Source organism: Desulfobacterales bacterium (genome assembly GCA_029211065.1).
In the GTDB taxonomy this organism is placed as follows: domain Bacteria; phylum Desulfobacterota; class Desulfobacteria; order Desulfobacterales; family JARGFK01; genus JARGFK01.
In genome coordinates, this window is record JARGFK010000025.1 from 22,123 (window position 1) to 48,753 (window position 26,631).

At 48.3% G+C, this 26,631-nt stretch carries 25 protein-coding genes and 1 tRNA gene; 18 read left to right on the forward strand and 8 right to left on the reverse strand.

Annotated elements, in window-relative coordinates; translation table 11 throughout:
* Positions 1-21 precede the first annotated feature (21 nt).
* On the forward strand, positions 22-2,070 hold the full coding sequence (locus P1P89_07610; protein MDF1591362.1) for an N-acetylmuramoyl-L-alanine amidase: 2,049 nt from the start codon (positions 22-24) through the stop codon (positions 2,068-2,070).
* Positions 2,071-2,078: 8 nt separating this feature from the next.
* Here P1P89_07610 and P1P89_07615 read toward each other — a convergent pair whose 3' ends face one another.
* Entirely contained in the window at positions 2,079-2,477 is a 399-nt protein-coding gene (locus tag P1P89_07615) for an EamA family transporter (protein ID MDF1591363.1), read from the reverse strand.
* Positions 2,478-2,685: 208 nt separating this feature from the next.
* Here P1P89_07615 and P1P89_07620 point away from each other — a divergent pair, with 208 nt between their 5' ends.
* The 4 genes from P1P89_07620 (at position 2,686) to P1P89_07635 (ending at position 7,314) form a co-directional block, all read left to right on the forward strand.
* On the forward strand, positions 2,686-3,579 hold the full coding sequence (locus tag P1P89_07620; GenBank protein MDF1591364.1) for a DMT family transporter: 894 nt from the start codon (positions 2,686-2,688) through the stop codon (positions 3,577-3,579).
* Positions 3,580-3,703: 124 nt separating this feature from the next.
* Positions 3,704-4,495, forward strand: a complete 792-nt coding sequence (locus P1P89_07625; protein MDF1591365.1) for an enoyl-CoA hydratase-related protein — start codon at positions 3,704-3,706, stop codon at positions 4,493-4,495.
* Between the two features lie 242 nt (positions 4,496-4,737).
* Positions 4,738-4,980 carry a hypothetical protein gene (locus P1P89_07630; protein MDF1591366.1) on the forward strand — a complete coding sequence of 81 codons (243 nt, stop codon included), beginning with the start codon at positions 4,738-4,740 and terminating at the stop codon, positions 4,978-4,980.
* A gap of 30 nt (positions 4,981-5,010) precedes the next feature.
* Entirely contained in the window at positions 5,011-7,314 is a 2,304-nt protein-coding gene (locus tag P1P89_07635; protein ID MDF1591367.1) for a GspE/PulE family protein, read from the forward strand.
* Positions 7,315-7,673: 359 nt separating this feature from the next.
* Here P1P89_07635 and P1P89_07640 read toward each other — a convergent pair whose 3' ends face one another.
* From P1P89_07640 to P1P89_07655, 4 genes are read right to left on the reverse strand one after another with little or no spacing between them, the layout of a single operon-like run.
* Positions 7,674-9,512: a M48 family metalloprotease gene (locus tag P1P89_07640; protein MDF1591368.1), complete on the reverse strand. Its 1,839-nt coding sequence runs from the start codon at positions 9,510-9,512 to the stop codon at positions 7,674-7,676.
* 24 nt (positions 9,513-9,536) lie between these two features.
* Complete coding sequence (locus P1P89_07645; protein MDF1591369.1) at positions 9,537-10,103, reverse strand: epoxyqueuosine reductase QueH; 567 nt, start codon at positions 10,101-10,103, stop codon at positions 9,537-9,539.
* A complete protein-coding gene (locus P1P89_07650) occupies positions 10,100-10,810 on the reverse strand; it encodes a YggS family pyridoxal phosphate-dependent enzyme (protein MDF1591370.1) in 711 nt (236 codons plus the stop codon). The genes P1P89_07645 and P1P89_07650 overlap by 4 nt, the downstream gene beginning before the upstream one ends.
* A gap of 2 nt (positions 10,811-10,812) precedes the next feature.
* Positions 10,813-11,442 (reverse strand): Maf family protein, encoded by a 630-nt coding sequence (locus P1P89_07655; protein MDF1591371.1) that lies wholly within the window; start codon positions 11,440-11,442, stop codon positions 10,813-10,815.
* A gap of 263 nt (positions 11,443-11,705) precedes the next feature.
* Between P1P89_07655 and P1P89_07660 the strand changes: the two genes are divergently transcribed.
* The 5 genes from P1P89_07660 to P1P89_07680 all read left to right on the forward strand — a co-directional run bounded on the left by P1P89_07660 (position 11,706) and on the right by P1P89_07680 (position 16,526).
* Positions 11,706-12,368 carry a potassium transporter gene (locus P1P89_07660; protein MDF1591372.1) on the forward strand — a complete coding sequence of 221 codons (663 nt, stop codon included), beginning with the start codon at positions 11,706-11,708 and terminating at the stop codon, positions 12,366-12,368.
* Positions 12,369-12,537: 169 nt separating this feature from the next.
* Positions 12,538-12,626: transfer RNA gene (locus P1P89_07665), tRNA-Leu, on the forward strand.
* Between the two features lie 168 nt (positions 12,627-12,794).
* Positions 12,795-13,193: a PilZ domain-containing protein gene (locus P1P89_07670; protein MDF1591373.1), complete on the forward strand. Its 399-nt coding sequence runs from the start codon at positions 12,795-12,797 to the stop codon at positions 13,191-13,193.
* Between the two features lie 119 nt (positions 13,194-13,312).
* Complete coding sequence (locus P1P89_07675; protein ID MDF1591374.1) at positions 13,313-15,076, forward strand: HEAT repeat domain-containing protein; 1,764 nt, start codon at positions 13,313-13,315, stop codon at positions 15,074-15,076.
* On the forward strand, positions 15,069-16,526 hold the full coding sequence (locus tag P1P89_07680; protein ID MDF1591375.1) for an HD domain-containing protein: 1,458 nt from the start codon (positions 15,069-15,071) through the stop codon (positions 16,524-16,526). The genes P1P89_07675 and P1P89_07680 overlap by 8 nt, the downstream gene beginning before the upstream one ends.
* Before the next feature lie 79 nt (positions 16,527-16,605).
* On the opposite strand, the gene P1P89_07685 is transcribed toward P1P89_07680, so the two are convergent.
* Complete coding sequence (locus P1P89_07685) at positions 16,606-17,490, reverse strand: HD domain-containing protein (protein MDF1591376.1); 885 nt, start codon at positions 17,488-17,490, stop codon at positions 16,606-16,608.
* 262 nt (positions 17,491-17,752) lie between these two features.
* On the opposite strand from P1P89_07685, the gene P1P89_07690 reads away from it, so the two are divergent.
* The 5 genes from P1P89_07690 to P1P89_07710 all read left to right on the forward strand — a co-directional run bounded on the left by P1P89_07690 (position 17,753) and on the right by P1P89_07710 (position 20,554).
* Positions 17,753-18,250, forward strand: a complete 498-nt coding sequence (locus P1P89_07690; GenBank protein MDF1591377.1) for a peptide-methionine (S)-S-oxide reductase — start codon at positions 17,753-17,755, stop codon at positions 18,248-18,250.
* 85 nt (positions 18,251-18,335) lie between these two features.
* Entirely contained in the window at positions 18,336-18,590 is a 255-nt protein-coding gene (locus tag P1P89_07695; protein ID MDF1591378.1) for an AbrB/MazE/SpoVT family DNA-binding domain-containing protein, read from the forward strand.
* Positions 18,578-18,907, forward strand: coding sequence for a type II toxin-antitoxin system PemK/MazF family toxin (locus tag P1P89_07700; protein ID MDF1591379.1), 330 nt, complete (start codon positions 18,578-18,580; stop codon positions 18,905-18,907). The genes P1P89_07695 and P1P89_07700 overlap by 13 nt, the downstream gene beginning before the upstream one ends.
* A 349-nt stretch (positions 18,908-19,256) precedes the next feature.
* Positions 19,257-19,949 carry a 4Fe-4S binding protein gene (locus P1P89_07705; GenBank protein ID MDF1591380.1) on the forward strand — a complete coding sequence of 231 codons (693 nt, stop codon included), beginning with the start codon at positions 19,257-19,259 and terminating at the stop codon, positions 19,947-19,949.
* Entirely contained in the window at positions 19,946-20,554 is a 609-nt protein-coding gene (locus P1P89_07710; protein ID MDF1591381.1) for a hypothetical protein, read from the forward strand. The genes P1P89_07705 and P1P89_07710 overlap by 4 nt, the downstream gene beginning before the upstream one ends.
* Positions 20,555-20,608: 54 nt before the next feature.
* Here P1P89_07710 and P1P89_07715 read toward each other — a convergent pair whose 3' ends face one another.
* On the reverse strand, positions 20,609-21,016 hold the full coding sequence (locus P1P89_07715; protein ID MDF1591382.1) for a hypothetical protein: 408 nt from the start codon (positions 21,014-21,016) through the stop codon (positions 20,609-20,611).
* A gap of 285 nt (positions 21,017-21,301) precedes the next feature.
* Entirely contained in the window at positions 21,302-21,481 is a 180-nt protein-coding gene (locus P1P89_07720; protein ID MDF1591383.1) for a hypothetical protein, read from the reverse strand.
* 204 nt (positions 21,482-21,685) lie between these two features.
* Between P1P89_07720 and ileS the strand changes: the two genes are divergently transcribed.
* Genes ileS through P1P89_07735 form a run of 3 tightly spaced genes read left to right on the forward strand, consistent with a single transcriptional unit; the run spans position 21,686 to position 26,531 of the window.
* A complete protein-coding gene (gene ileS / locus P1P89_07725; GenBank protein MDF1591384.1) occupies positions 21,686-24,481 on the forward strand; it encodes an isoleucine--tRNA ligase in 2,796 nt (931 codons plus the stop codon).
* A 49-nt stretch (positions 24,482-24,530) separates the two neighbouring features.
* Positions 24,531-25,034 (forward strand): signal peptidase II, encoded by a 504-nt coding sequence (lspA, locus tag P1P89_07730; protein ID MDF1591385.1) that lies wholly within the window; start codon positions 24,531-24,533, stop codon positions 25,032-25,034.
* Between the two features lie 27 nt (positions 25,035-25,061).
* A complete protein-coding gene (locus P1P89_07735; GenBank protein ID MDF1591386.1) occupies positions 25,062-26,531 on the forward strand; it encodes a hypothetical protein in 1,470 nt (489 codons plus the stop codon).
* Positions 26,532-26,631 lie beyond the last annotated feature (100 nt).

Sequence of the window (26,631 nt, forward strand, 5' to 3'; positions counted from 1 at the left end):
TGTGGTTTAACGATATGAATAATGCTAAATAGAAAATCTGTCATAACCCTGTATGTACTTATTGGTCTGATTCTTTTTCTGAAGCCCGCGACCGCCTCTTCACTGACAGCAAGGGAGCAGTTTTTCAAAGCTGAAACCTGCTATAAGAACCTTCGACACAACCCGGTCAAGATGAAGTACCGGGAGAACTGGCTGGGGTGTGTGGAAGCGTTTGAATCCGCTTACCGGGAGGATGCCAATGGTCCCTGGGCGGCCGCAGCACTATTTAAAACCGGGGAGCTTTACCAGGAACTGTATCGGTATTCGTTTAAAACGTCGGATATCAAAGAAGCCCTGGACATATTTGAGCGGGTCAGCAAACGCTTCCCCAGAAGCAGCTACAAGCCCAAAGCGGAAGCGAAGATCCGCGAAATAGACCGGGCGGGACCGAAGCCGGCCCCGTTGCAGCCAAAAGCTGAAACCGGAAAACAGTTTGCCGGAGCCGAATCCTGTTATGACAATTTACGGCGCAACCCCGCCAAAATGAAATACCGGGAAAACTGGTTGCGTTGCATCGATGCGTTTGAGGCTGCCTACAAGGAAAATCCCAACGCCCCCCGGGCCGCGGCCGTGCTTTTTAGAATCGGGGAGTTGTATCAGGAGCTATACAAGCGTTCGTTCCGGTCTTCAGACAAGGCAGAGGCTGTTGACATCTTCCAGCGCGTCATCAAACAGTTTCCCGACAGCGAATACAAGGTCCTGGCCGAACAAAATCTTGGCAAGACCCCCGCGAAAGGAGATACTCCGGTTCTTGGGAACACGGTCGAGACGGCATCCGTTCCGCCGGCCGCGCCCAAGGATGATATCGCTGCAGTCATTGAAAAGTTGAAAGAAACCACGAATGCCGGCACGGATATTATCGCCCCATCCGAAGACGGTAAAGCCACGGTGACAAACCTGCGCTTCTGGTCCAATCCCAATTATACCCGAATCGTCATTGACGCCGACACTGAATCAACTTATACCCACCGGCTTCTCAATGAAGATCCCAGCATCCAAAAGCCCCAGCGGTTATATATCGATCTGGACAACAGCAAGCTGGGCAAAGATACTTCTAAGGTTGTTCCCATCAATGACAACCTTTTAAGTGATGCCCGCGCCGGTCAGTATACTTTGGATACGGTCCGGGTCGTTGTGGACATCAAATCGTTTAAGACCTACAAGATCTTTTCCCTTAAAAACCCTTTCCGGATTGTCGTGGACATATGGGGGGAGGGTGAACCTGCCGCCGTTGCGGAAAAGGGGCCTGCCCAGACGGCTGTCAAAGACCAAAAGATTCCCGTCAGCGCCCTGGCGAAACAACTGGCGCTGGGCGTTCGCCGAATCGTCATCGATCCGGGCCATGGCGGCCGGGATTACGGTGCACCCGGATATCTGAGAGGGGTTCATGAAAAACATGTGGTGCTGGATATCGCTAAAAAACTGGCTGAAAAAATAAGGAAAGAGCTGGGGTGCGAAGTGGTGATGACCCGCACTGGAGATCACGATCTCACACTTGAAGAACGCACGGCAATTGCCAATACCGAAAATGCGGACCTGTTTATATCCATTCATACCAATTCGGTCAGGGACCGAAGGGCCTATGGCATCGAGACGTATTTTTTAAATCTGGCGACGGACGACGAAGCCATTCGCGTGGCCGCAATGGAAAACGCCACTTCCACAAAAAACATCAGTGATCTGCAGACCATACTGAACGACCTGATGCACAATGCCAAGGTAAATGAATCCAGCCGGCTGGCGGTTCACGTCCAGGAAGCCCTTTACAGCCACATGAAAACAAACTACAGCAGCATCAAAAACAAAGGGGTGAAACAGGCGCCGTTTTACGTCCTGCTGGGCGCCCAGATGCCCTCTATTTTGATCGAAACCTCGTTTATCAGCAACTCCAGGGAATGCAAGCGCTTAACCGATCCCAAATACCAGGACCACCTGATCGACGCGATCGTAAAAGGGATCCGCATCTACATTAAAGAAACAAATCCCACTGCCTATGGCGACCCTTCAGGCACCCGTAAGGCCAGGGGATAACCCGGTTTTTATTTTCGGTTGACGATGTAAATCCCGAAGCCCACCAACGTACAGGCGATAATCAAACCCAGATCGAAGGCCTCCTTCAGCAGCAGGATCCCGAGGAGCATCCCGAACAGGGGTGTGGCAAAAAAGAATACCGATATGCTGGCGGAATTATGCCGAACAATCAGATATTGCCAGGACATGAAGCTGAACACGCTGATGGCCAGAGATTGAAAAGCCAGCGAAAGCCATGCATCAAGTTTTACCGCATGGATATCGAAATTTTCAAATACCACGGCCCCGCAAAAGAAAAAAAGGATCATGACCCCTACCGCATTAGCCGCCCACAAAATGACCAGCAGCAGCAGCCAGAGCAGGGTGGCGGTATGAATGGGGGCCTGGCCTGAATCGACCTCCGGCATGGGTTCAATATTCGTTTTTATTGCTAATTCAGACGCTTTTTGCATGACCAAAATATTATCTTACAAAGACCGGATCCCTGACAATGCACGTTGACATCTGGTTTTGATTTTTATATCCCAATACCGGGTTATGATGATCCTGATGACGGCTCATTTCATTTTTAAGACCAGATTCAGACAAAATACAATTTTAGGGTGTACAGTAAGGATGATTCCAAAAAACGCAAATTCAGGGCCCCGGGTCCACCCCTATTTTGCGCTCATCAGCGGCGTCATTGCAGTCTCAACCGGTGCGATCTTCGCGCGTTTGGCAGAGGCGCCGGCCCTTGTGATAGCCGCTTATCGGGTCGGACTGGCGGCCATGATCCTGTCGCCCCTGGCCTTTTGGAAAGTCAGAGAGGAGATCTGTCATCTCTCCAGAAAGGATGTCGGCCTGTCAATTATCTCCGGTACTTTTCTCGCGCTTCATTTTGCAACATGGATTTCATCCCTCGATCATACATCGGTGGCCAATAGTGTCGTTCTGGTGAATACCAATCCCATCTGGGTCGCATTAATGACACCCGTGATCACCGGAGAACGGATGAACCGGGCGTCTTTTTTCAGCATCGCTATCAGCGTGGCGGGGGTCGGTATCATTGGGGCCGGTGATATTGTCACCGGGAATTCCGCCCTGTGGGGAGATTTTCTGGCGCTCATGGGCAGTGTCTGCGCCGCGATCTATTTGCTGCTGGGGAGAAGACTTCGCCAAAAACTGTCCCTGCTTGCGTATATATTCGTCTGTTATAGCAGCGCTGCTGCTATCCTGTGGCTCGTTGTCCTGCTGATGCAGCTGCCGGTCAGCGGGTTCAGCACTTCAACCTGGGCGGCCTTTGGTGCGATGGCGCTTTTTACGCAGCTGGTGGGTCACACCAGTTATAACTGGGCACTGAGATGGGTCAGCACCGGTCTGATTGCCGTCAGCCTGCTGGGTGAACCCATCGGGAGCACCCTCCTGGCTTATGTTATATTTGATGAGGGCCTGACCTGGATGAAAGTGATCGGCGGCGTGTTGATTTTAGCAGCCATATACCTGACCGCGATCAATGAAAAAGTAAATTGACAAAAATATTTCGATGTTTTATCCCTCGGACACGGACTGCAATGATAATGAAGTAATCGATGACAATCCGTTGGACACAACTGGCCCTTTGATGAAAGCAAAATCCCCAAGGGAGGTATCACAAATGACATATCAACATATTCTATTTGAAATGAATGAAGCAATTGCCACCATCACATTTAACCGGCCCAAGGCCCTGAACGCCCTGAACGGCGAATTATTGGATGAGTTGTCCCACGCACTGGATGAAATTGCGCAAAAGGAGGCGATAAAAGTTCTGATCCTCACAGGAGCCGGGGACAAAGCGTTTGTTGCGGGCGCGGATATAACCGAACTGGCAACCTTTAATTCCCTGGAAGCCAAACTGTTCTCCAAAAAAGGCCACGATACGTTTAACAGACTCCAGGCGCTGCCGATTCCCGTGATTGCAGCCGTCAATGGCTATGCCCTGGGCGGCGGCAGCGAGGTTGCGCTCGCCTGTGATTTTATTTATGCTTCGGAAAATGCGATGTTTGGTCTGCCCGAGATCACCCTGGGCCTGATGCCCGGGTTCGGCGGCACCCAGCGGCTCCCCAGGCTGATCGGTAAAAATATGGCAAAGGAGATGATATTTACCGGCAAAATGATTTCTGCTGGTGAAGCCGTTCAAATCGGAATGGTGAATAAAATCTGTCCGAAAGAATCCTTAATGGATGAAGTACTTAAAACAGCAAAAATGATCGCATTAACAGGGAAAGTCTCCCTTCGGGCAGCCAAAGAGACAATTGACAACGGCATGAATGTCGACCTTGCTTCCGGTTGCACCATGGAAATGGATGGGTTTGCACTCTGCATGGCCAGCGCGGATTCCAAAGAAGGAACCCGTGCGTTTCTTGAAAAACGAAAGCCTGATTTCAAGGGCGGGCTGAGCAAATAATGTTTTTCCTTGACAGGAAATTTTGATTCATTATAATCATTTTAAATACTTAAGTCATAATCGCTAATCCCAAAGACACAAATTGGGAATGCGTTGTTTTTATAAAGTCCTTTATCTGCAACGACATTCGTTCAAAACCGGAACGATTCATATCTGCTAATTATTTGACACCAGCAGCATAGAAAGCTATATACAAATAGCGTCGGCCTTTAATACGTTTAATTGCTTGTCGGGATGCGCATGTGCTGAAAACCAGAACTCTTGTTCAACTCGTGTGGGGCATCGCATTGGTTCTTGCCGGAATCGGGGTCTTTTTCAGGATCCCCTATGTGATGCCCAAGATTGAAAAGATCGAACAATTTGCAGGCGTCATGGTTTTCATCCGGGTGAGCTTCTATCTTCTGGGAATTCTTCTGGTCAGCGGCGGTGCCCAAAAAATTTTTAATTACACCCGAAAAAATAGAGATGGAAATGCCGATACCTAAATTTTATCAATCATAACTGAGGTAAACAAGATGGCGATTACCATGTTGCAAGAAGCAAATTCAACGGACGATCGACAACTTAAATCCGAGGTTGCGTATCGAAAAAAACTGCAGCAGATCTGCAATGATATTTATGCTGCTAAAAACCTGGATGAAATTTTAATCGATCTGAAAGATGAAATTACATCCCTCTTTGAGTCCGAAAGAATAACGGTTTATGTTGTCGACGGGATCAAAAGGGAACTGGTTTCACGTTTTAAGTCCGGAGATGAGATTGGTGAGATACGGATTCCGATTGCATCCAGCAGTATTGCGGGGAACTCGGCGTATAAACAGAAACTGATCAATATCAAAAATGTTTATGACACCAAGGAACTGGCATCCATTGACCCGGAACTGAAATTCGACGGGAGCTGGGATAAAAAAACCGGATTTAAAACCAAGCAGGTGCTGGCGTTTCCAATCATCTTCAAAAAGTATTTGCTGGGGGTCATCCAGCTTATCAACCGGTCTGACGGCGGTTCATTTACCAAGCTGGACGAAGAAGCCGTCCAGGAGCTGGCCAAAATTCTGGGCATTGCGCTGTATAACCAGAAACGCATGGCCAAAGCCAAAGCTACTAAATTTGATTACCTGCTTGAAAATCACATCCTGACCCAAAAGGAACTGGATTCGGCCATCGGGGATGCCCGGAGGGCAAAAGAGTCGGTGGAATCTCTTTTAATCAAGGAGTATAAAATAGCCAAGCAGGATATCGGCAAATCGTTGAGCAAGTTTTATAATGTTCCCTTTGTGGAATTTAACAAGACCATGCCGATTCCCGGGGAGCTGCTGGCCAGTTTGAAAATTCCTTTTTTACGCAAAAATATTTGGGTGCCGTTGCGCACCGAGGACGGAAAAGTCGTCATTGCGGTGGACAATCCCCATGATCTCCAGAAAATTGATGTGATTAAATCTCTCTTTCCCGGCAAAGGCTTATCTTTTTTCGTGGCCCTGCGATCCGACATCCTTGACTTTATCAAACTTTTTACCCACGACGAAAAAGAACTGGCGGCAATTGACGACATCCTGTCTCAGCTTCAGTCGGAAGCCGAGGAAATTGAAGATGCGGAATCTTCCCTGGATGAACAGGACAGCGCCGTTGTTCAGCTGGTCAACAAGATTATTATAGATGCCCACGCACGCAATGCTTCTGACATTCATATTGAACCTTACCCGGGAAAACAGAGCACACAGGTTCGCATCCGGATCGACGGCGCCTGCTCGGTCTATCAGACCATCCCGTTCAGTTATAAAAACGCGGTGGTATCCCGTATTAAAATCATGTCCGATCTGGACATTGCCGAGCGCCGCAAACCCCAGGACGGTAAGATTAAATTCAAGAAATACGGCGGAAAGGACATTGAACTGCGGGTGGCCACGATTCCGACCCAGGGCGGCATGGAGGATATCGTCATGCGAATCCTTGCTGCCGGCGAACCGATTCCGCTGGATAAAATGGGCTTTTCCAAAATGAACTACGATAACTTCATCAGTGTGATTACACAACCCTATGGGATCGTTTTTGTCTGCGGGCCCACCGGATCCGGAAAAACCACAACACTCCATTCCGCTTTGGGGTATATCAACAAGACCGAGACCAAGATCTGGACAGCCGAAGATCCGGTTGAAATCACCCAGGCGGGATTGCGGCAGGTGCAGGTGCGGCCGAAAATCGGGTTTGATTTTGCCGCGGCCATGCGGGCGTTTCTGCGGGCCGACCCCGATGTCATCATGGTGGGTGAAATGCGCGACAAGGAAACCACCCATATCGGCATCGAAGCCTCTCTAACCGGTCACCTCGTTTTTTCAACCCTGCATACCAACAGCGCACCGGAAAGCATAACCCGCCTGCTGGACATGGGCATGGATCCCTTTAATTTTGCCGATGCGATTCTGTGCATTCTGGCCCAGCGCCTGGTGCGGACCCTGTGTAAAAAGTGCAAAAAAGCGTACCATCCCTCCAAGGAAGAATACGACGAGCTGGTCCGGGAGTATGGCAAAGAGGATTTCGAAAAGAATCTGAATATCCCCTATAACGATGATTTTACTATTAACCGGACGGAAGGATGTGACGCGTGCCACAATACCGGATATGCCGGGCGAATGGGACTGCACGAGCTCTTGATGGGCACCGATGAAATGAAGAAACTGATCCAGGAAAAAGCGAAAATGGAAGATCTGCGCGGCCAGGCCATCAAAGACGGCATGCGGACCCTGAAACAGGACGGAATTGATAAAATATTCGGCGGTTTCTGCGACCTGCTGCAGGTGCGCAAGGTTTGTATAAAATAGGCAGGGGGTTAGGCTGAAGGTTGACGACTGAAGGCTGAAGACTGAAGACCGAAGGCTGAATAACTCCGAGAATGAAATTCGTTAACCTTATAACCATCCAGAAATACTGATGAACCAAGTTATACTTGGCTTTTGCCCACTTAAGGGAAAACAATAACTTGTATGTTCAGTGTTTCTCCGGTTGGTATGTATAATCATTCAGCCCCTTTACAGGGGTGCAACAAGCCCTTCGCATGTGTATTTGACTGTCACCCTCAAACTCATCTTTCAAAAAGTTTGTCATATCCTTTCCTAAAATCCTTCAGCCTCCAGTCTATATTCCCTTTCCTAAAAGCCTTCGGTCTTCAGCCTTCAGTCTGTCAAAATCCTTTAGCCTTCCGTTCGGCCGTACGAAATTTTTCCAGCTGATCTTCAAAATAAGATCGGTTGGTTCGGGCGAGTTGCAGCGCCCTTTCGGCCGCCTGTGCGGCCTCGGCATATTTTCCATTCACATAAAAACTTTCAGCCAGCGTGTCCATAATATGCGCTGCCGGAGATAGGGTCGCGGCCTGTTGCGCCAGTCTCAGCGCTTTTTGCGGGTCACGGTAGTTCGGATCATCACAAGTGGCGAACAACCACGCGAGATTGTTCAATACTTCCGGATTGTCGGGCCGGAGCCCCAGTGCGTTTTCATATGCCCGTATGGTCGTTTCGTAGTCTTTGCGACTGTAGTATAAATCCCCCAGCATGCGGTATAGATTCGGATTATGTGGTGTTTTCTGGAGTTCGCGCTGAATGATTTTTTCAAAAAAATGATTGTTCAGCTTCTGTCCGACACTTCCAAAATTCAAATGATACCCCAATGCGCCCATGAGCAGTACCGCCGCCAGATAGACGGCGATACTTTTTTTGATTTTGCGGTTGTGACGCCGGATCCAGTTTCCGTCATTTTCACATTTTTTCAGATAAGCGATCCGTTCGGTAATGCTGAAATGGTGCCAGTTGGGTCTGTCCGGCGGTTGTCCGCTGGTTAGGGCGATTTTTTCAAGGGTGCGGATCAACGGTTGGGCGTTTCCGATAACTGCATAGACATAGGTATCGGCCTGGCGTTCAAAATTACGCATAAAGTATCCGAATATATATCTGAAATAGATCACGAAATTAAGGATGATAACGATGCTGAACAGCGCTGCCGTTACTGAAGCCTGGCTAAAGCCGTATTCGTGGACAAACCGGTAGACCGGTTCTGCGTAGATGATTGCAAATACCAGCAGGTCAAAGGTGCCGTATGACACCAGCATGTAGCCCGCAAAAAAAAACAGATAAAATAACAGATGCTTTTGTTTGACATGGCCGATTTCATGGGCGATGACCGCATCAAGTTCTTCAGGCTCCAGCAGACGCAGCAGGCCGTGTGTCACCAGAATATAACGGAATTTTGTTACCAGCCCCATCACGCCGGCGGTGATCATTTTGCCGCCGAAAATCGGCCAATATAGAATATTGTTATACCCTATGCCTGTTTGTCGACACAGGTTCTCAATTCGCTCCCGGGTGGCGCCCGCTTCCAGCGGCGTGCATCTCCAGAATTTCTGGATCATGACCGGTCCCAGCAAAGCGACCGCACACAGAAAGAATAAAAAATAGATAACCTCGCCGGTTGGGGTTGCGAGAAACTGTTTGGGGATCGTAAAGGGGAGCAGGTTGATCAGGTCGGCGATTCCCGATAGCAGCAGCCACGGCAGCAGTACGGGAATGGAAAATGAAATGTTTGACAGAATATAGGACCGGCGGGTCACGGTGTTGAGGTATAACTTCTGGTAGGCCCCATGGGCGCCGGCCCAAACAACCGCCATATAGAGCACAAACAACCCGATAAAAAGAACGGCCTGGAGGGTCGGGATAGCTCTGAAAACGGTGATGTCGGCAGTAAACGACGACAAATTCAAGCCGTAGATGTCAATGGCAAACAGGACGATCGCCATGATGGACTGGCGCGTCAGCAGGGTGTTGAATCTGTGATCCAGATTTGAAAAGTTTTCGGTTGAAATCCGCTTTTCAAGTCTTTGAAACTGCAGCTTTGTCAGGAAAATGAAAATTCCCAACAATCCGGCAAAAAATAAAACGGTTTCAGAAAAAGCAAAGGCGGCCTTTTCCGGCGGCTGGTGCGTGGTATAGATAAGCAGCACAACAATAAAATAGATAAAATTACTGAACATTCAATCCGAACCTTATATGATATATCAGCAAGACTCTTTTTTGTTTGCAGATGATTCAGCTAGTGGCCTGTAATATCTTTCCTTCTCACTGTAAATGCACCCACAATACTGCTGGCGGTACATGTTCAGCCGTTTGGATTCGGCAACGCCTTCTTTCCAGCCTTTGCGAAAATCGTAGTAATAGAAGGGGACGCCGACGTCTTTGCCGACAGCTTCTCCAACAGTCCGGATGAGGTCGTGTTGTTGAAATTTACTGTATAAAAGGGTGCTGGTGAAGTAGTCAAACCGGCCCTTTTGGGCGATCCGGGCCGTGGCAATGAGGCGTTCGTGATAGCACAGGCGGCATCGTTCTGTTTCCCGGAAGGCCATGTTTCGGATGAATCCCTCCAGGTCGTAGCCTTCCTGGCATATAACCCGAAGATCGACCCTTTGGGCATAGGCTTTCAGGGTTTCCTCCCGTCTCAGACACTCCTGATAGGGATGGATATTATGTCTGTAAAAATAACCCATAATGGTGAACCCCTCCGTGCGAAGGGTGTTTAAGGGATAGATGCTGCAGGGGCCGCAGCAGGTGTGGAGCAGTATTTTCAATCTCGTTCTCCAAAGATGGCGGTTCCAATCCGTACCATGGTCGCACCGGCGGCAATGGCCACTTCGAAATCGCCGGACATCCCCATGGAGAGTTCGTCCATGGATATGTTTGGCGCTAAATCCGCGTTTATATTTTTTTGAAGCGCCTCGCTTAACGACCGTAGATCATCAAAATAGGGGCGGGCCTTTTCCGGATTGTTGAAACAGGGGGGCATTGTCATCAGCCCTTTGACTTTGAGGTTGGGGAGAGAGCCGATTTCAGCCATCAGTTTTCGGGCTTCTTGGGCTGCGATACCCGACTTGGTCGTTTCTTTGGCAATATTCACCTGGATTAGAATGGCTTGGATTTTATTTATCTTTCCGGCTTCCCGATTCAGCGCATGGGCCAATTTCAAAGAGTCCACCGAATGGATGAGACTAAACAGCCGAACCGCATACCCGGCCTTATTGGTCTGGAGATGGCCAATAAAATGCCAGGATGCCGAAGCGGGAGGGAGCGATACCGCGCTGATTTTAGAGCGTGCTTCCTGGATATAGCTCTCACCCAGAATCGTCACACCGGCCTCAATCGCTTTTTGGATGGTTTCAACCGGTACGGTTTTACTGACAGCCACCAGACGGATGGATTCAGGGTCCCGGTTGCTTTTTTTGGCGGCCTTTCGAATACGCTCTTTTATCTCTTGCAGATTTTGTTTGATGTCGTTCAATTTTATACTGATGCTGAATGTGTTCTGTTATTGTTTTCAAAGCCAAGTACGCCTTCCTGTATCAAACAGGAGATTACTTCGCAAACCGGCAGCCCCACCACATTGGTATAGGATCCGTTGATACTTTTTACGATAAATGTCCCCAGCCCCTGGATGGCATATGCCCCGGCCTTGTCAAAAGGTTCTTCGGTATGAATGTACCATTCGACCTCTTGATCGGTCAGTTCTTTGAAACAGACATCGGTTTGAACGGTTTCCGAAAAAGAGCGTTCCTTGGCGATGCACAGGATCGTATATCCGGTCAGCACCTGGTGGGTCTTGCCGCTGAGGTGCTTCAGCATGGTCCGGGCTTCCATTTTGGAGGCGGGTTTCCCCAGGATGGTGTTGCCGATAAGTACGATCGTGTCTGCGCCGATTACCCAGCTTTGGGGATATTGAACGGCGATGTTGCGGGCTTTTGCTTCCGCTAGTTTCCGGACATAGAGGGCCGGCTCTGTCGGTGCGATGCTGCTTTCATCAAAATCACCGGGGATGACGGAAAAAGACAGCCCCGCCTGTTTCAACAGATAGCGGCGTCGCGGCGAACCGGATGCCAGAATCAACCGGGGCGCTGGTTGGATAGTTGGTTGCATGGCAACAAGTTAACAGAAGAAATAGCCTTTGACAATACCCGGCGGCGGAAAATATAATTCAAAAGGCAGGATTCAGGTTTCAAGGATTCGAAGGTTCAAGTGAAAGGATCATAGGCTATCGGGCTATGAAGCTGGGAGGCTAGGAAGTTTGGAGGCTGGGACGCGGAAAGGGACAGGAGCAGGCGTCGGGCATTTTCCCCCTTTGGAAAAGGGGGGCAGGGGGATTTCATGACAGCGTCAATGAAAACGATAGAACAAAAACCATGAAACGGTCTCAAGAAATCTGGATCCTCGGTGCCGGTCGGCTTGGCCGGAGGGCGGCCGAGTCCCTGCGCCAAAAATACCCCCGGGCCGGTATTGTCCTGATCAATTCTTCCGGAAAAGCCTGTGCGCAGATGGACAGTTCCGCTTTCACCGTTATCTGCCGGGAAGGCGTGGACTATCTTTTTGAAAATTTAAAAGAGGGGAGGAGCCCAGACTTTATTGTCCCCATGATTCCGGTGCATGTGACTTATGAATGGATGCGGCTGAAACTGAAAAAAACCCATCGCATCCGGCCGGTGGCAGTGCCGCCCGAAGTCTTTGAAAAGCTGCCGAACCCGATCCGCGGCGCCGACGGACAGGCCTATATGACCAATGCGACGTTTATATGCCCCTGGAATTGCCCGGAACCGGATGACATCTGCACCCATACCGGTAAACCCCGGCCGCAGATTCTGCACCGGTTTCTGGAAAACATTGCGCACCCGGAATTTCGCTCGATGGTGGTCAAAAGCCTGCAGCTTGCACCGGGCATCGGCGGGTACAGCCCCGCAGTTTTATTTCAGGCACTGAAGACGGTTGCCTCAGAAAACGATTCCGTTCTGCTGAGCACGGCCTGCCGCTGCCACGGGGTCATGCATGCATTTAGGACAGAGGCGCTTTAACCTGATTATTTTTTAAGCCCGGCCAAAACCAATACCTCTCAGCTTGCTGCTGGGAATCTTCAATATAAATTTTGGATCGAAAAAATGCGAGTTTTAAACAATCAAACCGTCTTGGATGCTTGACAAATTTGACCATTACAGATACAAGCACCGCATCAGCTAAGGTTGTGCCTGGGTGGCGGAATAGGTAGACGCAAGGGACTTAAAATCCCTCGGTCCTTAGTGGCTGTGTGAGTTCAATTCTCACCCCAGGCACCAACTTTTTTATTTCTGTGCAGCCCCGCTCGATGAAAAATTCTGGCTTTATCCGTAGCTTTAAAGACGTATACCAGATGCGAGGAACTTTCTGGAGAAATGTTCCATTGATATGATCATCTGGAATCGCAGAAACAAGAAAAAACCTGTTAATGAAGAAGGAATATCCAAATGAATGAAGTCGGCGTCGGAGAAAGATTGATAGGTCTGATCAAAGAGATGTCTGAAGATCAGAAAATACATCTCTTGAACTATATTGAAAGCCAACAAGCCGGTTACAGGCAGTATTCGCGGAAAGCGGAATCTATTCCCTCTGCCTTTGTTGTTGGAGATCAAATCTTTACGGATTTTATTAAAAATATAAGTGCCGGCGGTGTATTCATAACATCGAAGAAGCCTCAATCGGTTGGGAATGAGGTTTCTCTCAATTTTATGCTTGGCGGCCGCAAAAGAGCAATCAGGGTTTTCGGTAAAATTATTCGGAGTGATGCGAATGGATTTGCTGTAGAATTTTGTCAAGAATCTAAACAGGTCCTTCGGTATTTAAACCGCATTAACAATGGGATATAAACTTGGCCCAAACCAATGTAAAGAGGGACATTCTATAATCCCCTTGTCAACAGCAATATTTTATTCTTAAGAAATGTAACCCTGAAGCATTCAATAGTTCTCTTGGCTTAGTGGAAAAAGTGAATACAAAAGAACAGCACGAAATTCCAGCACCAAAATCCCTTTCGGGCAAGGAATTGCAGGATGCCAGGCAGGTAATCAACATTTTTATTTTGGCGTGGAAGAATTACGGCCTGTATCCTGAGGATCATGAATCCACTATAAAATCCCTTGAAAACCTTGTTGCTGCATTCAACCATTTTTTCACAAGCCATGGAGATCTGCGGCTGACTGTTGAAAAAGACCGTCTTCTTTGCAAGTCTGAAATCATCTATAAAGTTTCACAGGAGGCCCCCTCTGAAGACATCCTCACCCTGCTTTATCGTGACGGAATCAAATGGATTGAGTTTCAAGAGGGCCTCTCCCTCGAGGGAATCGCCTCCTTATTTAAAATAGCTAATAAATACAAATTGTTCGCAGAGGAAACCGAGGGAGATATCGTCACTGCTCTGATGGATGAAGAACTTGAATATATAGATTTCAAGGCGGTGGATATTTTCTGGCAGGACTTGCTGTTAATGAATTTTTCCCAGCTCCCCCCCCCCGCGCCTCAGCCGGAAGAAATCGCTGATCAAAATAAAACGGACCAGTCCCAGCAACCGGCAGAATCGGACGGCGAGGTAACTTATGCCAAAAGTATTGCCGACCCATCGATCAGTGCTGTCCAACTGGAGCTGTCCAATACCGATTACAAAATACTTCAGCAAATGGTTAAGGAAGAAGAAAGCTGGAATTTTACAGATGACCTCTTTGAATTATTGCTGATCATTCTTAGAAACCAGACCGAACAGGAAAAATTTACCGCGGTTCTGGGGTTCATCTCGGAAGTGGCTGTTGAGACCATTGAGCTGGAAAAGTTTGATCTGCTGGTCAAATTATTCCAGTCGCTGTACCAGCTTCTCCCCCCGGAAACATCAACTGAACAGGATTGGAAGAGCCCCCTCATCGGCCGTTTTTTTCATGATTTGTCCAGGCCTGAAATTTTTAAAATCATCGGCAAAAAGCTCCTGCATCTGCAAAAGATTAAACTTAAACAGTTAGAGGCTCTTGAACAGGCACTTCTTTATTTTTCCCCGGAGGTTATCCCTTTTCTGGTGCCGGTCATCATGCAGAGAAGTTCGCTCAAGATACAACAGTTGCTTTCGAGAGTGATAGTGCGCCTGAGTCGGCGTGACATTGGGCCTCTTGAAAAAATAGCGGAACAGCGTGGCCCGGAGATGGGGGACAAGCTTCTGGCCATACTGAATTGCCTGCAGGGAGACCGGGTCAATGAAATTCTTTTCAACATGTGTAGACACACCTCTATCAAGGTGCGCAGGAAAGCGATCAATGAGCTGGTTGAAAGGGACCCCAAATACGCACAAAAATTGTTTTCACTCATTGATGATCCCAGCAAAGAGATACGCGCCTGTATCCTGGCAGCTTTTGCAAAACATAAAACCAGTGTGCTGGAAAACTTGCTGCTGAACTACTTGCGAGAAAATCTCGCTCAAAAGGATCCCGCTCACATCCTTGCCTGTTATAAGGCGCTTGGCCGCTGCGGTTCAAACACGGCTGTCCCGTTCCTGAGCAGAATACTCCTGAGCCGGAGATGGAACAGTTTTATGGGTTCAGGGAAACCTGTTTTCCGTGAGGGAGCAGCCATTGCCCTGAAATTGCTCGATACTCCGGAAACAAAGAATGTTCTCCAGACAGCTTCAGAAAGCAGATTCAAGGTGATCAGGAAAGCTTTTGATAGAACAAAGACCATAAGTGTTCCCTCTATGGAAAACACCAATGACTGACGCTGCAAAATACAGATCCCATTCCCAGTTTGAAGAATTCCTGATAAACTTCTACAGCCTGACCCAGAATGCAAGAATTCACAGTGATAACCATACGCTGGTTATACAAGGAACTGAGAAATTCTCCGAATCCATATCCAACTGCATGGAGAATGAATCATTGACGCTCAAAATCTCCAATGACCAGCTGTTTATTGATGATGAAAAGCTCCCCTACAGCAGAAACACAAAGAGTCTTTTTGATAACATTATACGATATTTCGATACCCGCGGACTGGAAGGCGTGCGTTTCCTCGAAGCTGTCAAGCAGGTCTCTGCGGAGGAGATTCTGGCTTTCCTACGCCTGCTGGAACAGTCCAGGCAAAAGCCGGAACCTCTCACCTGGCTCATAGACCGCCTCGCTGAACTAAATATAGAATGGGTTGAACTGGTCAAGAAATCGGAAAAACCACAGGCTGACCAGGAAACCTCTTACAAAGACAAGGCGGAACGGTGGGAAAGGGCCAGAAAAGACTACACTTACGCCAAGGCCTCTCTCGATGAAGTCGCCCAGAAGATTAAAGACAAGAAGCGTGTGGTCGGTATAGGGAAAACTGTCCGGGTCGTCCAAGACATGGTGACAAATCTTATCGAGGATGACGAAGTTTATGCTGCCATCAGCACACTCCGGGTATTTGACGACTACACCTTCACACATTCGGTGAATGTTGCCATGCTATCCATGTGCCTTGGCAGGCGTATCAACCTCTCACGTCGCACTCTGGCAAGTCTTGGCATTTGTGCCCTTTTTCATGACCTTGGAAAACTTGAGATTCCCAACGAAGTTCTGTACAAAAAGGATAAGCTGGATGACAGTGAGTTAAAATTGATTGAGGAGCATTCATTGAACAGCGCCAGACTGTTGTTAAAACTCAAGGCCTCCCCCGACAGCAAAGCCAGAATCCTGGTGCCGCTTTTTGAGCACCATCTGAAATATGACCTGTCCGGCTATCCCCGGGCCGACTGGAAAAAACCGTTAACCCTTTTTGGAAAGATTATTTCCATTGCAGATAAATATGATACTTTAACATCATCGCGGGCCTACAGGAAATCTCTGCTAAGTCCGGACCGCGCCCTGGGCTACATGCTGGATCATGCCGGCAAAGACTTTGATCCCATCCTCATCAAGGTTTTCATCAATATTCTTGGAGTATACCCGGTCGGCACCCTGTTAAGGCTTGACACTGACGACCTGGCCTTGGTTGTCAGTTCTCCCAGCAGGAATTTTTCCAAAAGGCCATTAGTCTGTACCTTGGAAAAAGAGGGGGAAGGCAGTTATAAAAAAAGGGAAATAATTAACCTGGACGAACGCGACACCGAAACAGGCAACTACGTAAGGGAAATTATCGAAACCTATCACCCTGCAACTTTCGGGATCCAACCTGTACAGCATATGTTTTCCAGTAATTGATTGGGTGCGGGATATAAAACTTGGACCTGGGACTAAAGCATCCTCTCCCCCACGTTTTATTACGCATAAAGATCCTTGTCTATTTTCCATCTCCCCCTGAAATGATGTGGAGCTGCAGAAGAGACTCCATGACTGTTTCCTTCATCTGTCTTATGTTGTACTTGATTGATTCTTCATATAGATTGCTGTCTATTTTCCATCTTTCCCTAAAATGATAGAGAGCTGCGGAAGAAACCCCTCCCAGTTCACCGGCCATCCGTTTACGTGCTACCAAGCGATAGAACTCCTCTGTTTTCCTGAAAAGCTCCAGGGGGGACTCAAACCCTTCCGTCCCGGCCTCCTGGAACTCAAGGAAAAGCAGCGGCAATTTTTCCTGGTAATTCTTGTCTGCCATCTGGGCAACCAAGTCGGCGGTTCCAAGAACCTTGCCCATGGTCCTGACCTCTTCAGATTCGAAAGGTATATCTTCTATGGGAAATAAGAGTTCAGTACTTTTGATAATATGGCTGCAGTCGCGGATGCCCACCTGCGAATAGCCGTTTTGGGTGAGATATTTTTCCATGACGGCAATTGAGCGATCCTCGTGTCCGATGGTAAACTGAGCCCCGGTACCCTTCACTTCTTCCTCGGTCTGGATCAGGCCCGTATCATGAAAAAGCGCCCCGATCAGACAAAGCTGAACAATCCTTGGGGAAAAAACCTGTCCCTGGACGTGCAAACCATGAATGAGTCTTGCAGTAGCAAGAGCGGTTGAACAGGTATGCTCCAGGTTATGATATTTTGTATTGCTGGCCCGGTATCCTGGAAGTTTTCCGTTGAAGAGACGGAGAATATCCGCGTATATCTTTTCGATTGGCAACGGGTCCGGGGGAGGGGCGATCAGGAGCAGGATATTTTTTATCTCAGCTATGGATTCAACTGGAGAGTTGGTATCTGTTAGATCATAAAGCCTGTCGTTGTTCATAATCATATCATCAAAGCGCCATAAAAGGTCAGTTCAGATTAAGTTATTATTCTCTTTTAGGGTCTAATAGATAATCGCTTTTTTGCCTGTGCCACATTTCGGGGTGATTCTTTAAACCAACCGATTCATCGCAGTATATCAACAAATTACCAAGCCGATCAACAATATATCAATCATGGTCCATTTTAACAACTTTTTCCACCAAGAACCAATCCTTATTTTCCTGATTTTAATATGCTATCGACAGGGTATGGACAATGAAATGCCAGATCCATTTGAGTGGATAGGTGGGACGACTTTAAAAATTAAACAACTTGACTATGATCCCCGGCGCGTTACGTATGCCCGGCTCCTGGACATTTTCTGGGAAAGCCATAGGCCGAATCGAGGTTCATGGTCGCGGCAGTACCTGAATGCGGTCTTTTACCATAATAAAGAACAGCACGTGCAGGCATTGGCTTCTAAGGCCGCCCTTGAAGAGAAAACCGGTCGAACCGTCAAAACCGAAATTATACCGCTTCGCTCCTTTACCATGGCCGAAGATTACCACCAGAAGTACACCCTGAAGCGTCATCAGGACCTGCTTAATGAGATGACGCGCATATATCCGCTTCCCCGGGATTTTGTGGACTCCACTGCCGTTACCCGCCTCAACGGCTATGCGGGCAGGCATGGCTCCGGCGATCAGTTGACGAGGGAAATCGACAGCCTGGGATTGACTGATGGGGGAAAGAAGCGGTTGGCGGGTTTGGTGCGGTAATAGGGTTGCATCACGATCTGTGTCCTTGACTTTTTAGATGGATGTAATTACAATGTACCCACAAATTACAACAAGGAGACAGCCAATGAGGGCACGTGTTGTTAAAATCGGAAATTCCCAGGGAATACGTATTCCGAAACCACTTCTAGAGCAGACCGGAATTATGGACGATGTCGAGCTCGAAGTGGAAAAAAACAGGATCATTATTCGCTCTGTCCCTAATCCCCGGGAGGATTGGGATCGTGCATTCAAAACCATGGTTGATAAAGGTGATGATGCACTTTGTGCCGCTGTTGAAAATATATCGCATTCCTGGGATGAGGAAGAATGGCAGTGGTAGTCAATCGCTTTGATGTTTATCTGATAAATCTCGATCCTACCATTGGTTCCGAAATCAAAAAGATCAGACCCTGTTTAATTATTTCGCCTGACGAAATGAACCGTCATATCCGTACAGTAATCATCGCACCGATGAACACCGCCGGAAATGATTATCCCACCAGGATCCCATGCACATTTAAAAGGAAAAAAGGCCAAATAGTACTGGACCAGATACGAACAATAGATAAATCGCGACTCATCAAAAGGCTGGGTACCATCGATCCGAATACCCAATCAGATGTTATTGAAGTTTTACAAAGATTATTTGCATTCTGAGTTTCCCGGATCCGTTGCCGCAGCAGGCTAAAATCGCCAGGGTTTACACCGCTGAAATTCCCCCAAAGATTCATACACCATCTCATCCCCGGACATTTGTTGGATATTTTCATAGAGATACAAAATTCGAAGTTTCATCCTGGGATTCGTATTTAAAATGCTTGGGGCAATCATTATTCAGTTGAAAATATTGGAAAATATGATAAACGGGGAATTAATTTATACCGCCTTCCATAATAAAGTTTCGAAACAATGAATTGTGGTATAAGCGGTTGTAGAATAAACCGTTGGGATAACGGAACGTTTTTTTGACAACCGCTAAATCAGAACTGAATGGAGAACATCTGCTGTGAAAGTTAACGACACCTGTACGGGTTGCGAAGCGTGTCTTCCGTATTGTCCCCAGGGCGCCATTCATATGACGGAAGAAGCCCAGGCCGCCGTTGATCGGGAGTTGTGCGTGGAATGCGGCGTCTGTATCGATCCGGATATCTGCCCGGTAGATGCGTTTAGAGAGGACCAGGATGAGACGGCAAAATATAAACGGTCCTTCGGCAGGCTGCTGTCAAAACATCTGGATCGCAAGGATGTGGTTAAAGACAGCCCCTATGATGTCAAAACCAACGACGTGACCGCTAAAATTCCGAAAAACAAGGTGGTTATGCGCCTGGAACTCAACCGGCCCGGGGGCGGGCTTACTTTCAGGGCTGTTCAGCAAATGGGGGCGGAGATGCAACGGCTGGGATGGAATCTCGACATCAGCAGCCGGACCCTGAACATAGATGGAGATCGCTCCATGGGGCATCTATTAGACCAACGCATTCTGACGTGTCATTTTGAGGTGGAACTCGACCCGGAGCAAGTGCCGGATATCGTAAGGGATGCCACCCGAGTCGTCACGGAACAACATCTCTGGGTATCCATCAATGTCGCCGGACTGGCTGAAACCATCGATCGCACCCAGGATGTGTTGAAAGCAGGAGGGGTGACAATGGAACCTGTTGCCAAAGTGAACCTTGGATTGGGAAGGAGGCTGTCATGACCCATGCTGTCCACCGGAGAGTTCCTGAAAAGGAGAGCGATTATGTATTGATGATGCGCAGCAGCAAAGGGATTAACCAGGCCGGCGCAGGAGAGAAGCTGCTCAAATTCCTGGAACGGATCGAACCGCTGGGGCCTGTTAATTTCGGAAACCCGGCGGACGGCACGCTGCTTCGAACCGAACGAAGCATGATCAAAAAAAATATCAATGACGGATCCAATCTGCACATCGTTTTCAAAGATTCGGAAAGTGCACAAAAGGCGGTTGAAATCGCCTGGGATATGAACACGGGCCTTTCGGTAAGCCTCACAGGCCCTTTGGATCGTATCCGGGGGATGGCTGCTGAAATGGGGCTCCGGATTGATTCCTTTCAAATTGACCTGGGAACGATCGGTGATGCCCATTTAGATGACGCCACAGAGGGGATACTGTCCTTATGCGGTCATATGCGGGTTTCAGAAAACCTGATCAAGGAGATGCGTAAAAAAGTTAAGGCGTGTAAAGTGGAACTGGAAACAGCCTCCCGGGAAATCGGCAAAGTGTGTCTGTGCGGGTGTTTTAATCCTCATGCGGCCGGGAAACTTTTGACCGTTGACGACAAATAGGTCTGATTTTGCGGCCATAGATTTAAAAACCCAAAGACCAAAACCCAATTAATATTAGAATCCCAAATTAATAATGGGTAAAAATCGGACGGGTTCCCTGGTCCAGATAAAATTCAGCAACCCGATCTGTGCGCCATATAAGGAGTCGGCTGAATTATACAGCAGGCCGATTTGAACGCCGGAAATTCTACCGGCGTGGTTGATAAGGCCGAATTGAAACCCTTTGGCGTTTTTATCAACGGCATTCAGCAAACCGATCTGCACCCCCTTGAGTTCGTCTGCAGCATTGTACACGCCGGTCTGCAATCCGACGGACCGGCCTTTTACATTGTTGATGATTCCATCCTGCCATCCGGACTGATTGCCGTCCACGGAATTGAGAAAACCGAACTGCAATCCCTTCAGGTTTTCCGTAACCTTGTTACTCAAACCGATGTCCAGACCGGTAACATTCCGGTTCATACCGTACAGCAAGTTAAAACGAAACCCCTTTATGGAAGTCTCTGATTTGAATATTTGGGTAGGATGCCATAGGGACAATTGGAACGCTTTGGGAGCCGATTGCGGTGATGTTTCGGAATTGGTTTCTGCCGAAAAAGCTGAGCCCGGACAGAAAATAGTCAGAGTGATAAATAATACCCCTACCAACAGGATGTTTTTCATTTTATCACCTTTCTCCTTTCATATTGGAGGGCTTAACGTAAAGTTTCACAACGATCTGTCGATTTTTGGGAACAGGGCGTCGGTTTAATCGCATGTATTTGGAACAGGCTTGTTTTGTTCTCTTTCTTTTTTTTGCTCTTCGGCAATCACCTTGGCGACCGCCTGGCGAACTTCCATTAAAACCGTGTGTATCCGTGCGGCAACATTCTGGCCATCCGTATGTTTGGACTGTTCGATGATTAATTCAACTATCTTATCTATCATTAGGAACCCCAATCTTTTTTCGGTTTTGCAGATCCGCGCTCAGGCAAGGAGTGATCGGACGATGATGACTCTTTTTGTTACATAATGGATTTTTTCATGTGTATCAACCCCAAATTCTGAAATACATGATTCTCTTGACACTTCCGTGTTTACATATTAAAAAATAAAACTTTAATTATATTCAGGAAAGTCGGAGGAGATTTAATGGACTATAAGAAAACGCTGAACCTTCCGGTAACGGCGTTTCCAATGAAGGCCAATCTGGCCAAGCGGGAACCGGATCAAATCCTTACTTGGGAACAAGACAAGCTCTATCAGAAAATCAGAGCCGCTTCCGGGGGACGCAAAAAATATATTCTGCATGACGGCCCTCCCTATGCCAACGGCAATATCCATATCGGAACGGCCTTGAACAAGATACTAAAAGATTTTGTTGTCCGGACCCGCCAGATGTCCGGTTATGATGCGGTATATGTGCCCGGATGGGACTGCCATGGGCTGCCCATCGAGCATAATGTCGACAAGGAGATCGGTGAACGCAAAAAAGACCTTTCATTGGCACAGATTCGCGGTCTCTGCCGCACGTATGCCGAGAAATTTATCGATATTCAACGCAGTGAATTTAAACGACTCGGTGTCATGGGGGAATGGGAAAATCCCTATTTAACAATGAGTTATGAATATGAGGCCACCATCGCGCGGGAATGCTGCAATTTTGCCTTGTATGGGAGTCTTTTCCGAAGCAAAAAGCCGATCCACTGGTGCTGCAGCTGCCAGACAGCACTGGCGGAGGCTGAAATCGAATATCAGGATGAGTCTTCTCTTTCTATTTTCGTAAAATTTCCCCTGCTGGATGATATGGGTGATCAACATCCATTTTTAGCCGGCAAAAAGGTATCCCTGGTGATATGGACGACTACGCCCTGGACGCTCCCGGCCAATATGGGGGTTGCCCTGCACCCGGACTTGGAATATGCGGCCGTCGCCATTGACAGCGGCGATGTGTTGATACTGGCCCGGGATCTGGTGGAAAGCTGTATGCAGTCATTCGGGATCCAGAAATACAGCGTTTTGGGAACCATACCGGCAGCGGATCTTGAACGTAAAAAATGCCGCCATCCGCTCTATGACCGGGATTCATTGATCGTCCTGGGAACGCATGTCACCCTGGAAGCCGGCACCGGCTGCGTCCATACGGCTCCCGGGCACGGACGCGAGGATTACGAGGTCGGCATGCAGTACGGCTTGGATGTGTATTCACCGGTTGATAATAAGGGCTGCTTTACCGACGCAGTTGAGTTTTTTACGGGTCAATTTGTCTTTGATGCCAACAAACCCATTAACGCGAAGTTAAAAGAACGGGACGTGCTGATTGCCGAAACGACCATTTCCCACTCCTATCCGCATTGCTGGCGCTGCAAGGAACCGGTGATTTTTCGTGCGACGCCCCAATGGTTCATATCCATGGACAAGACGGGGCTGCGTCAGAAATCGCTGGAAGCCATCGACACGGTCCGCTGGATCCCCCAATGGGGCCGCGAGCGGATTTACGGGATGATCGAAAACCGGCCGGACTGGTGTGTTTCCCGCCAGCGGGCCTGGGGCGTTCCCATTACGGTGTTTTATTGTAAAGCGTGTGAATCGCTCTATATGACACCGGAGATCGCCGACAGCATCTACGACCTGTTTAAAGCCCACGGCGCCGATATCTGGTTCGAAAAAGATGCGGACGCATTTTTGCCAAAGGATGCAGTCTGCAAGGACTGCGGCGGCTGCGTTTTTATAAAAGAAAACGATATCCTGGATGTCTGGTTTGACTCCGGTGTCAGCCACGCCGCCGTTCTTGAGCAGCGACCGTATTTAAACTGGCCGGCCGATCTCTATCTGGAAGGAAGCGACCAGCACCGGGGATGGTTTCACAGCTCGCTGTTAACCGCTGTGGGCACCCGGGACAAGGCGCCTTACCGGTCGGTGTTGACCCATGGGTTTGTGGTGGATGCAGACGGGAAAAAAATGTCCAAATCCCTGGGAAACGTGGTGGCGCCCAAAGCGGTTATTGATAAATATGGCGCTGAAATTCTCCGGCTGTGGGTGTCTGCATCGGATTACCGTGACGATATCCGTATTTCAGATAAAATTTTAAGCCAACTCAGCGACGCTTATCGCAGGATCAGAAATACCTGCCGTTTCCTGCTGGGCAACCTTGAAGATTTCAACCCGGACTCGGATCCGGTAAAATATGACCTGATGCCCGACATCGACAGATTCGTACTTCATAAACTGCAGGAATTAGTTGCAAAAAACCTGAAAGCATATGAAACATTCGATTTTCATGTTATTTACCATGCCCTCCACAATTACTGCAGTGTTGACCTCTCCGCTTTTTATCTGGATGTCCTCAAGGATCGGCTTTATACGTCGGTGCCGAACTCAACAGCCAGGAAAAGCGCCCAAACAGTAATCCATCTGATTCTGGATGCAATGGTCCGGTTGATGGCGCCGGTGCTGCCCTTTACCGCCGAGGAAGTCTGGCAATACATGCCGGCCGTAAAACTAAAAGAGGAAAGCGTTCATCTGGCCGGACTTCCCAGTGTCAATGCGGAATTTACCCATAAGGAACTGGCTGAAAAGTGGGAGATGATCCTTGAAATCCGCGCGGAAGTCACCAAATCCCTTGAGGAAGCCAGAGCCGCCAAACGGATCGGTCATTCGCTGGATGCATCCGTAACCCTCTATGTCGATGATAAGTTGTTGCGTCTGCTGCAACCCTACAGGGATGATTTGCGATCCATTTTTATTGTTTCCGAGGCCGGCCTGGAAAAACAAAAGGATTTCGGCGGCACCTTCCGCAGCAGCAACCTGGCGGGGTTGACCGTGCTGGTTGCACCGGCAACGGGTAAAAAATGTGAGCGCTGCTGGGTCCATGACACAACGGTCGGGGGCAATGCCGAGAGCCCTGCCATTTGCGATAGGTGCCAGTCCGTGATTGCCCAATTGTAACTTTTAATCGTCATCAGCTTAACAGCGCAACAGATAAACTTAAGATTCCATGGATTGGAAAATTCCCTTTAGGAGCAGAAAATATAACAGGCTGGTGACGATTGCCGGTCTGGTCGTCCTAGTCGATCAGCTCAGCAAAGCGGTCATATTAAACAGTATGTCGCTTCACCATTCAATTCCCGTCATTCCCGGTTTTTTTGATATCACGTTTATTTTTAATCCGGGTGGCGCATTCGGATTCCTGGCAGGCCAGCCTTCAATCCTGCGCCATGTTTTTTTTCTGGGCGCTTCCTCCATGGCCATTTGCTTTATTTTTATCCTGTACCGGAAAATCCCCCATACGCATTCACTGCTGGCCAGCGCTTTTGCACTTATCATCGGCGGGGCGGTCGGCAACCTGATTGACCGGATCCGCTTTGAAAAGGTCGTTGATTTTTTAGATTTTTATCTGGGAAAACATCACTGGCCCGCCTTTAATGTGGCCGACAGCGCGATTTCAGTGGGCATGGCCATTTTTGTTTACCATCTTATTTTTAATAAAATACCGGATTAACCCATCCTGCCGACAGCTTTCAGTATCATGCCCGAGATTGATTATAAAAATTTAACGCAGCATCTGAACACGCTTGAAAAAAAAGAACCGGCGCCCGTGTATCTTTTTTGGGGTGAGGAGTTTCTCTATAAAACCGCCTTGGAAGAATTTTTAGATAGGATTTTTACCTCATCTGAAAAGCGACTGAACTACGAGGCGATGGACGACAACAATGAGAATATCCACGACATTATTGAACGCATAAACACATATTCGCTTTTGTCAGGCCCCAGGGTTGTCGCCCTCAAAGACGCTAAAATATTCTATTCCAGTCTTGACATTGCCGCCTTTTTCGAAAAAGCCAGAACCGCTTATGACAGCAACGATATCAAGAAGGCTTCAAAGTATATCCTCAGCCTGATGGGTAAATTGAACTTGACGTATGAGGATTTGGCCGACAAGGCGAATCGTAAAGTGCGATTGAAATATGATGCCGGCATTTTCGGAGACGATGCCTGGCTGGAAAAAATAATAGATAATTGTATGGAGACCCGGTTGATGATTCCCCCGGCACTGGATAATGCCGATTTATTGCAGCGCGCCATTGAAAAAGGGCTTCCCCGGGGAAACCATCTGGTTGTTACCACCGATATGGTTGACAAGCGGCGCACCCTCTATAAGTCTATTCTTAAAGTCGGGACCGTGGTCAATTGTTCCGTCCCCAAGGGAGACCGCCGCGCTGATAAAACAGCCCAGAGAGAGGTCCTCAACGATCAGCTGCGGGTATTTTTGACCCGCGCCGGCAAAACCATCCAAAAAGAAGCCTTCGATTGTCTGGTTGAAATGACCGGTTTTGATCTGCGGACGTTTACCAGCAATCTTGAAAAACTCATCAGCTTCGTGGGCGACCGGACTGAAATCAGCAGCGACGATGTTAAACAAATTCTTGATCGCACCAAGAAAGATCCCCTTTATGAATTGACGAATTCCGTGGCTGAACGAAACATATTGGATGCGATTTTTTTTCTCGACTCGCTGCTGTCGGATAATTTTCATCCGCTGCAGATACTGGCCGCCATATCCAATCAAGTCCGAAAACTCCTGGTAATCCGGGACTTCATGGAAAGCCCCCACGGCAAAAGCTGGCAAGGGCCGAAAACGAACTATCAGCGTTTCCGGGACGCGGTCATGCCCGCCATGCAGCTTTACGACAAAGATAACTTAGACCGGCTGGACGAGTGGGACAGAATGACGGCGGCTGCCGAACCGGATGAAGCCGCTAAACCGTCTAAAAAGAAAGATAAGACCAAAACCGATCTCGGCATCGTTAAAAATCCGCAGAATCCCTATCCTGTTTTTCAAATGGCCCAGAGGGCCCACGGGTTTAGTCTGCGCGAACTTCAGGCTGCCATGGAAACACTTTCCGACGCAGACCTGCAGATGAAGTCCACCCCGAAGAATCCCCGATTGATTTTGGAAAAAGTCATTTTTTCGATCTGTCAGCAGCCCGTAAAGTGAGGTTTGCCTGCGCTTCCGTCAAATAATTTCCCTTAGGTAAACCTCCGGCTATGCCGGAGGACTCCCAGAGTTTGACAATTCCGGGAATATAAGAAAGCCT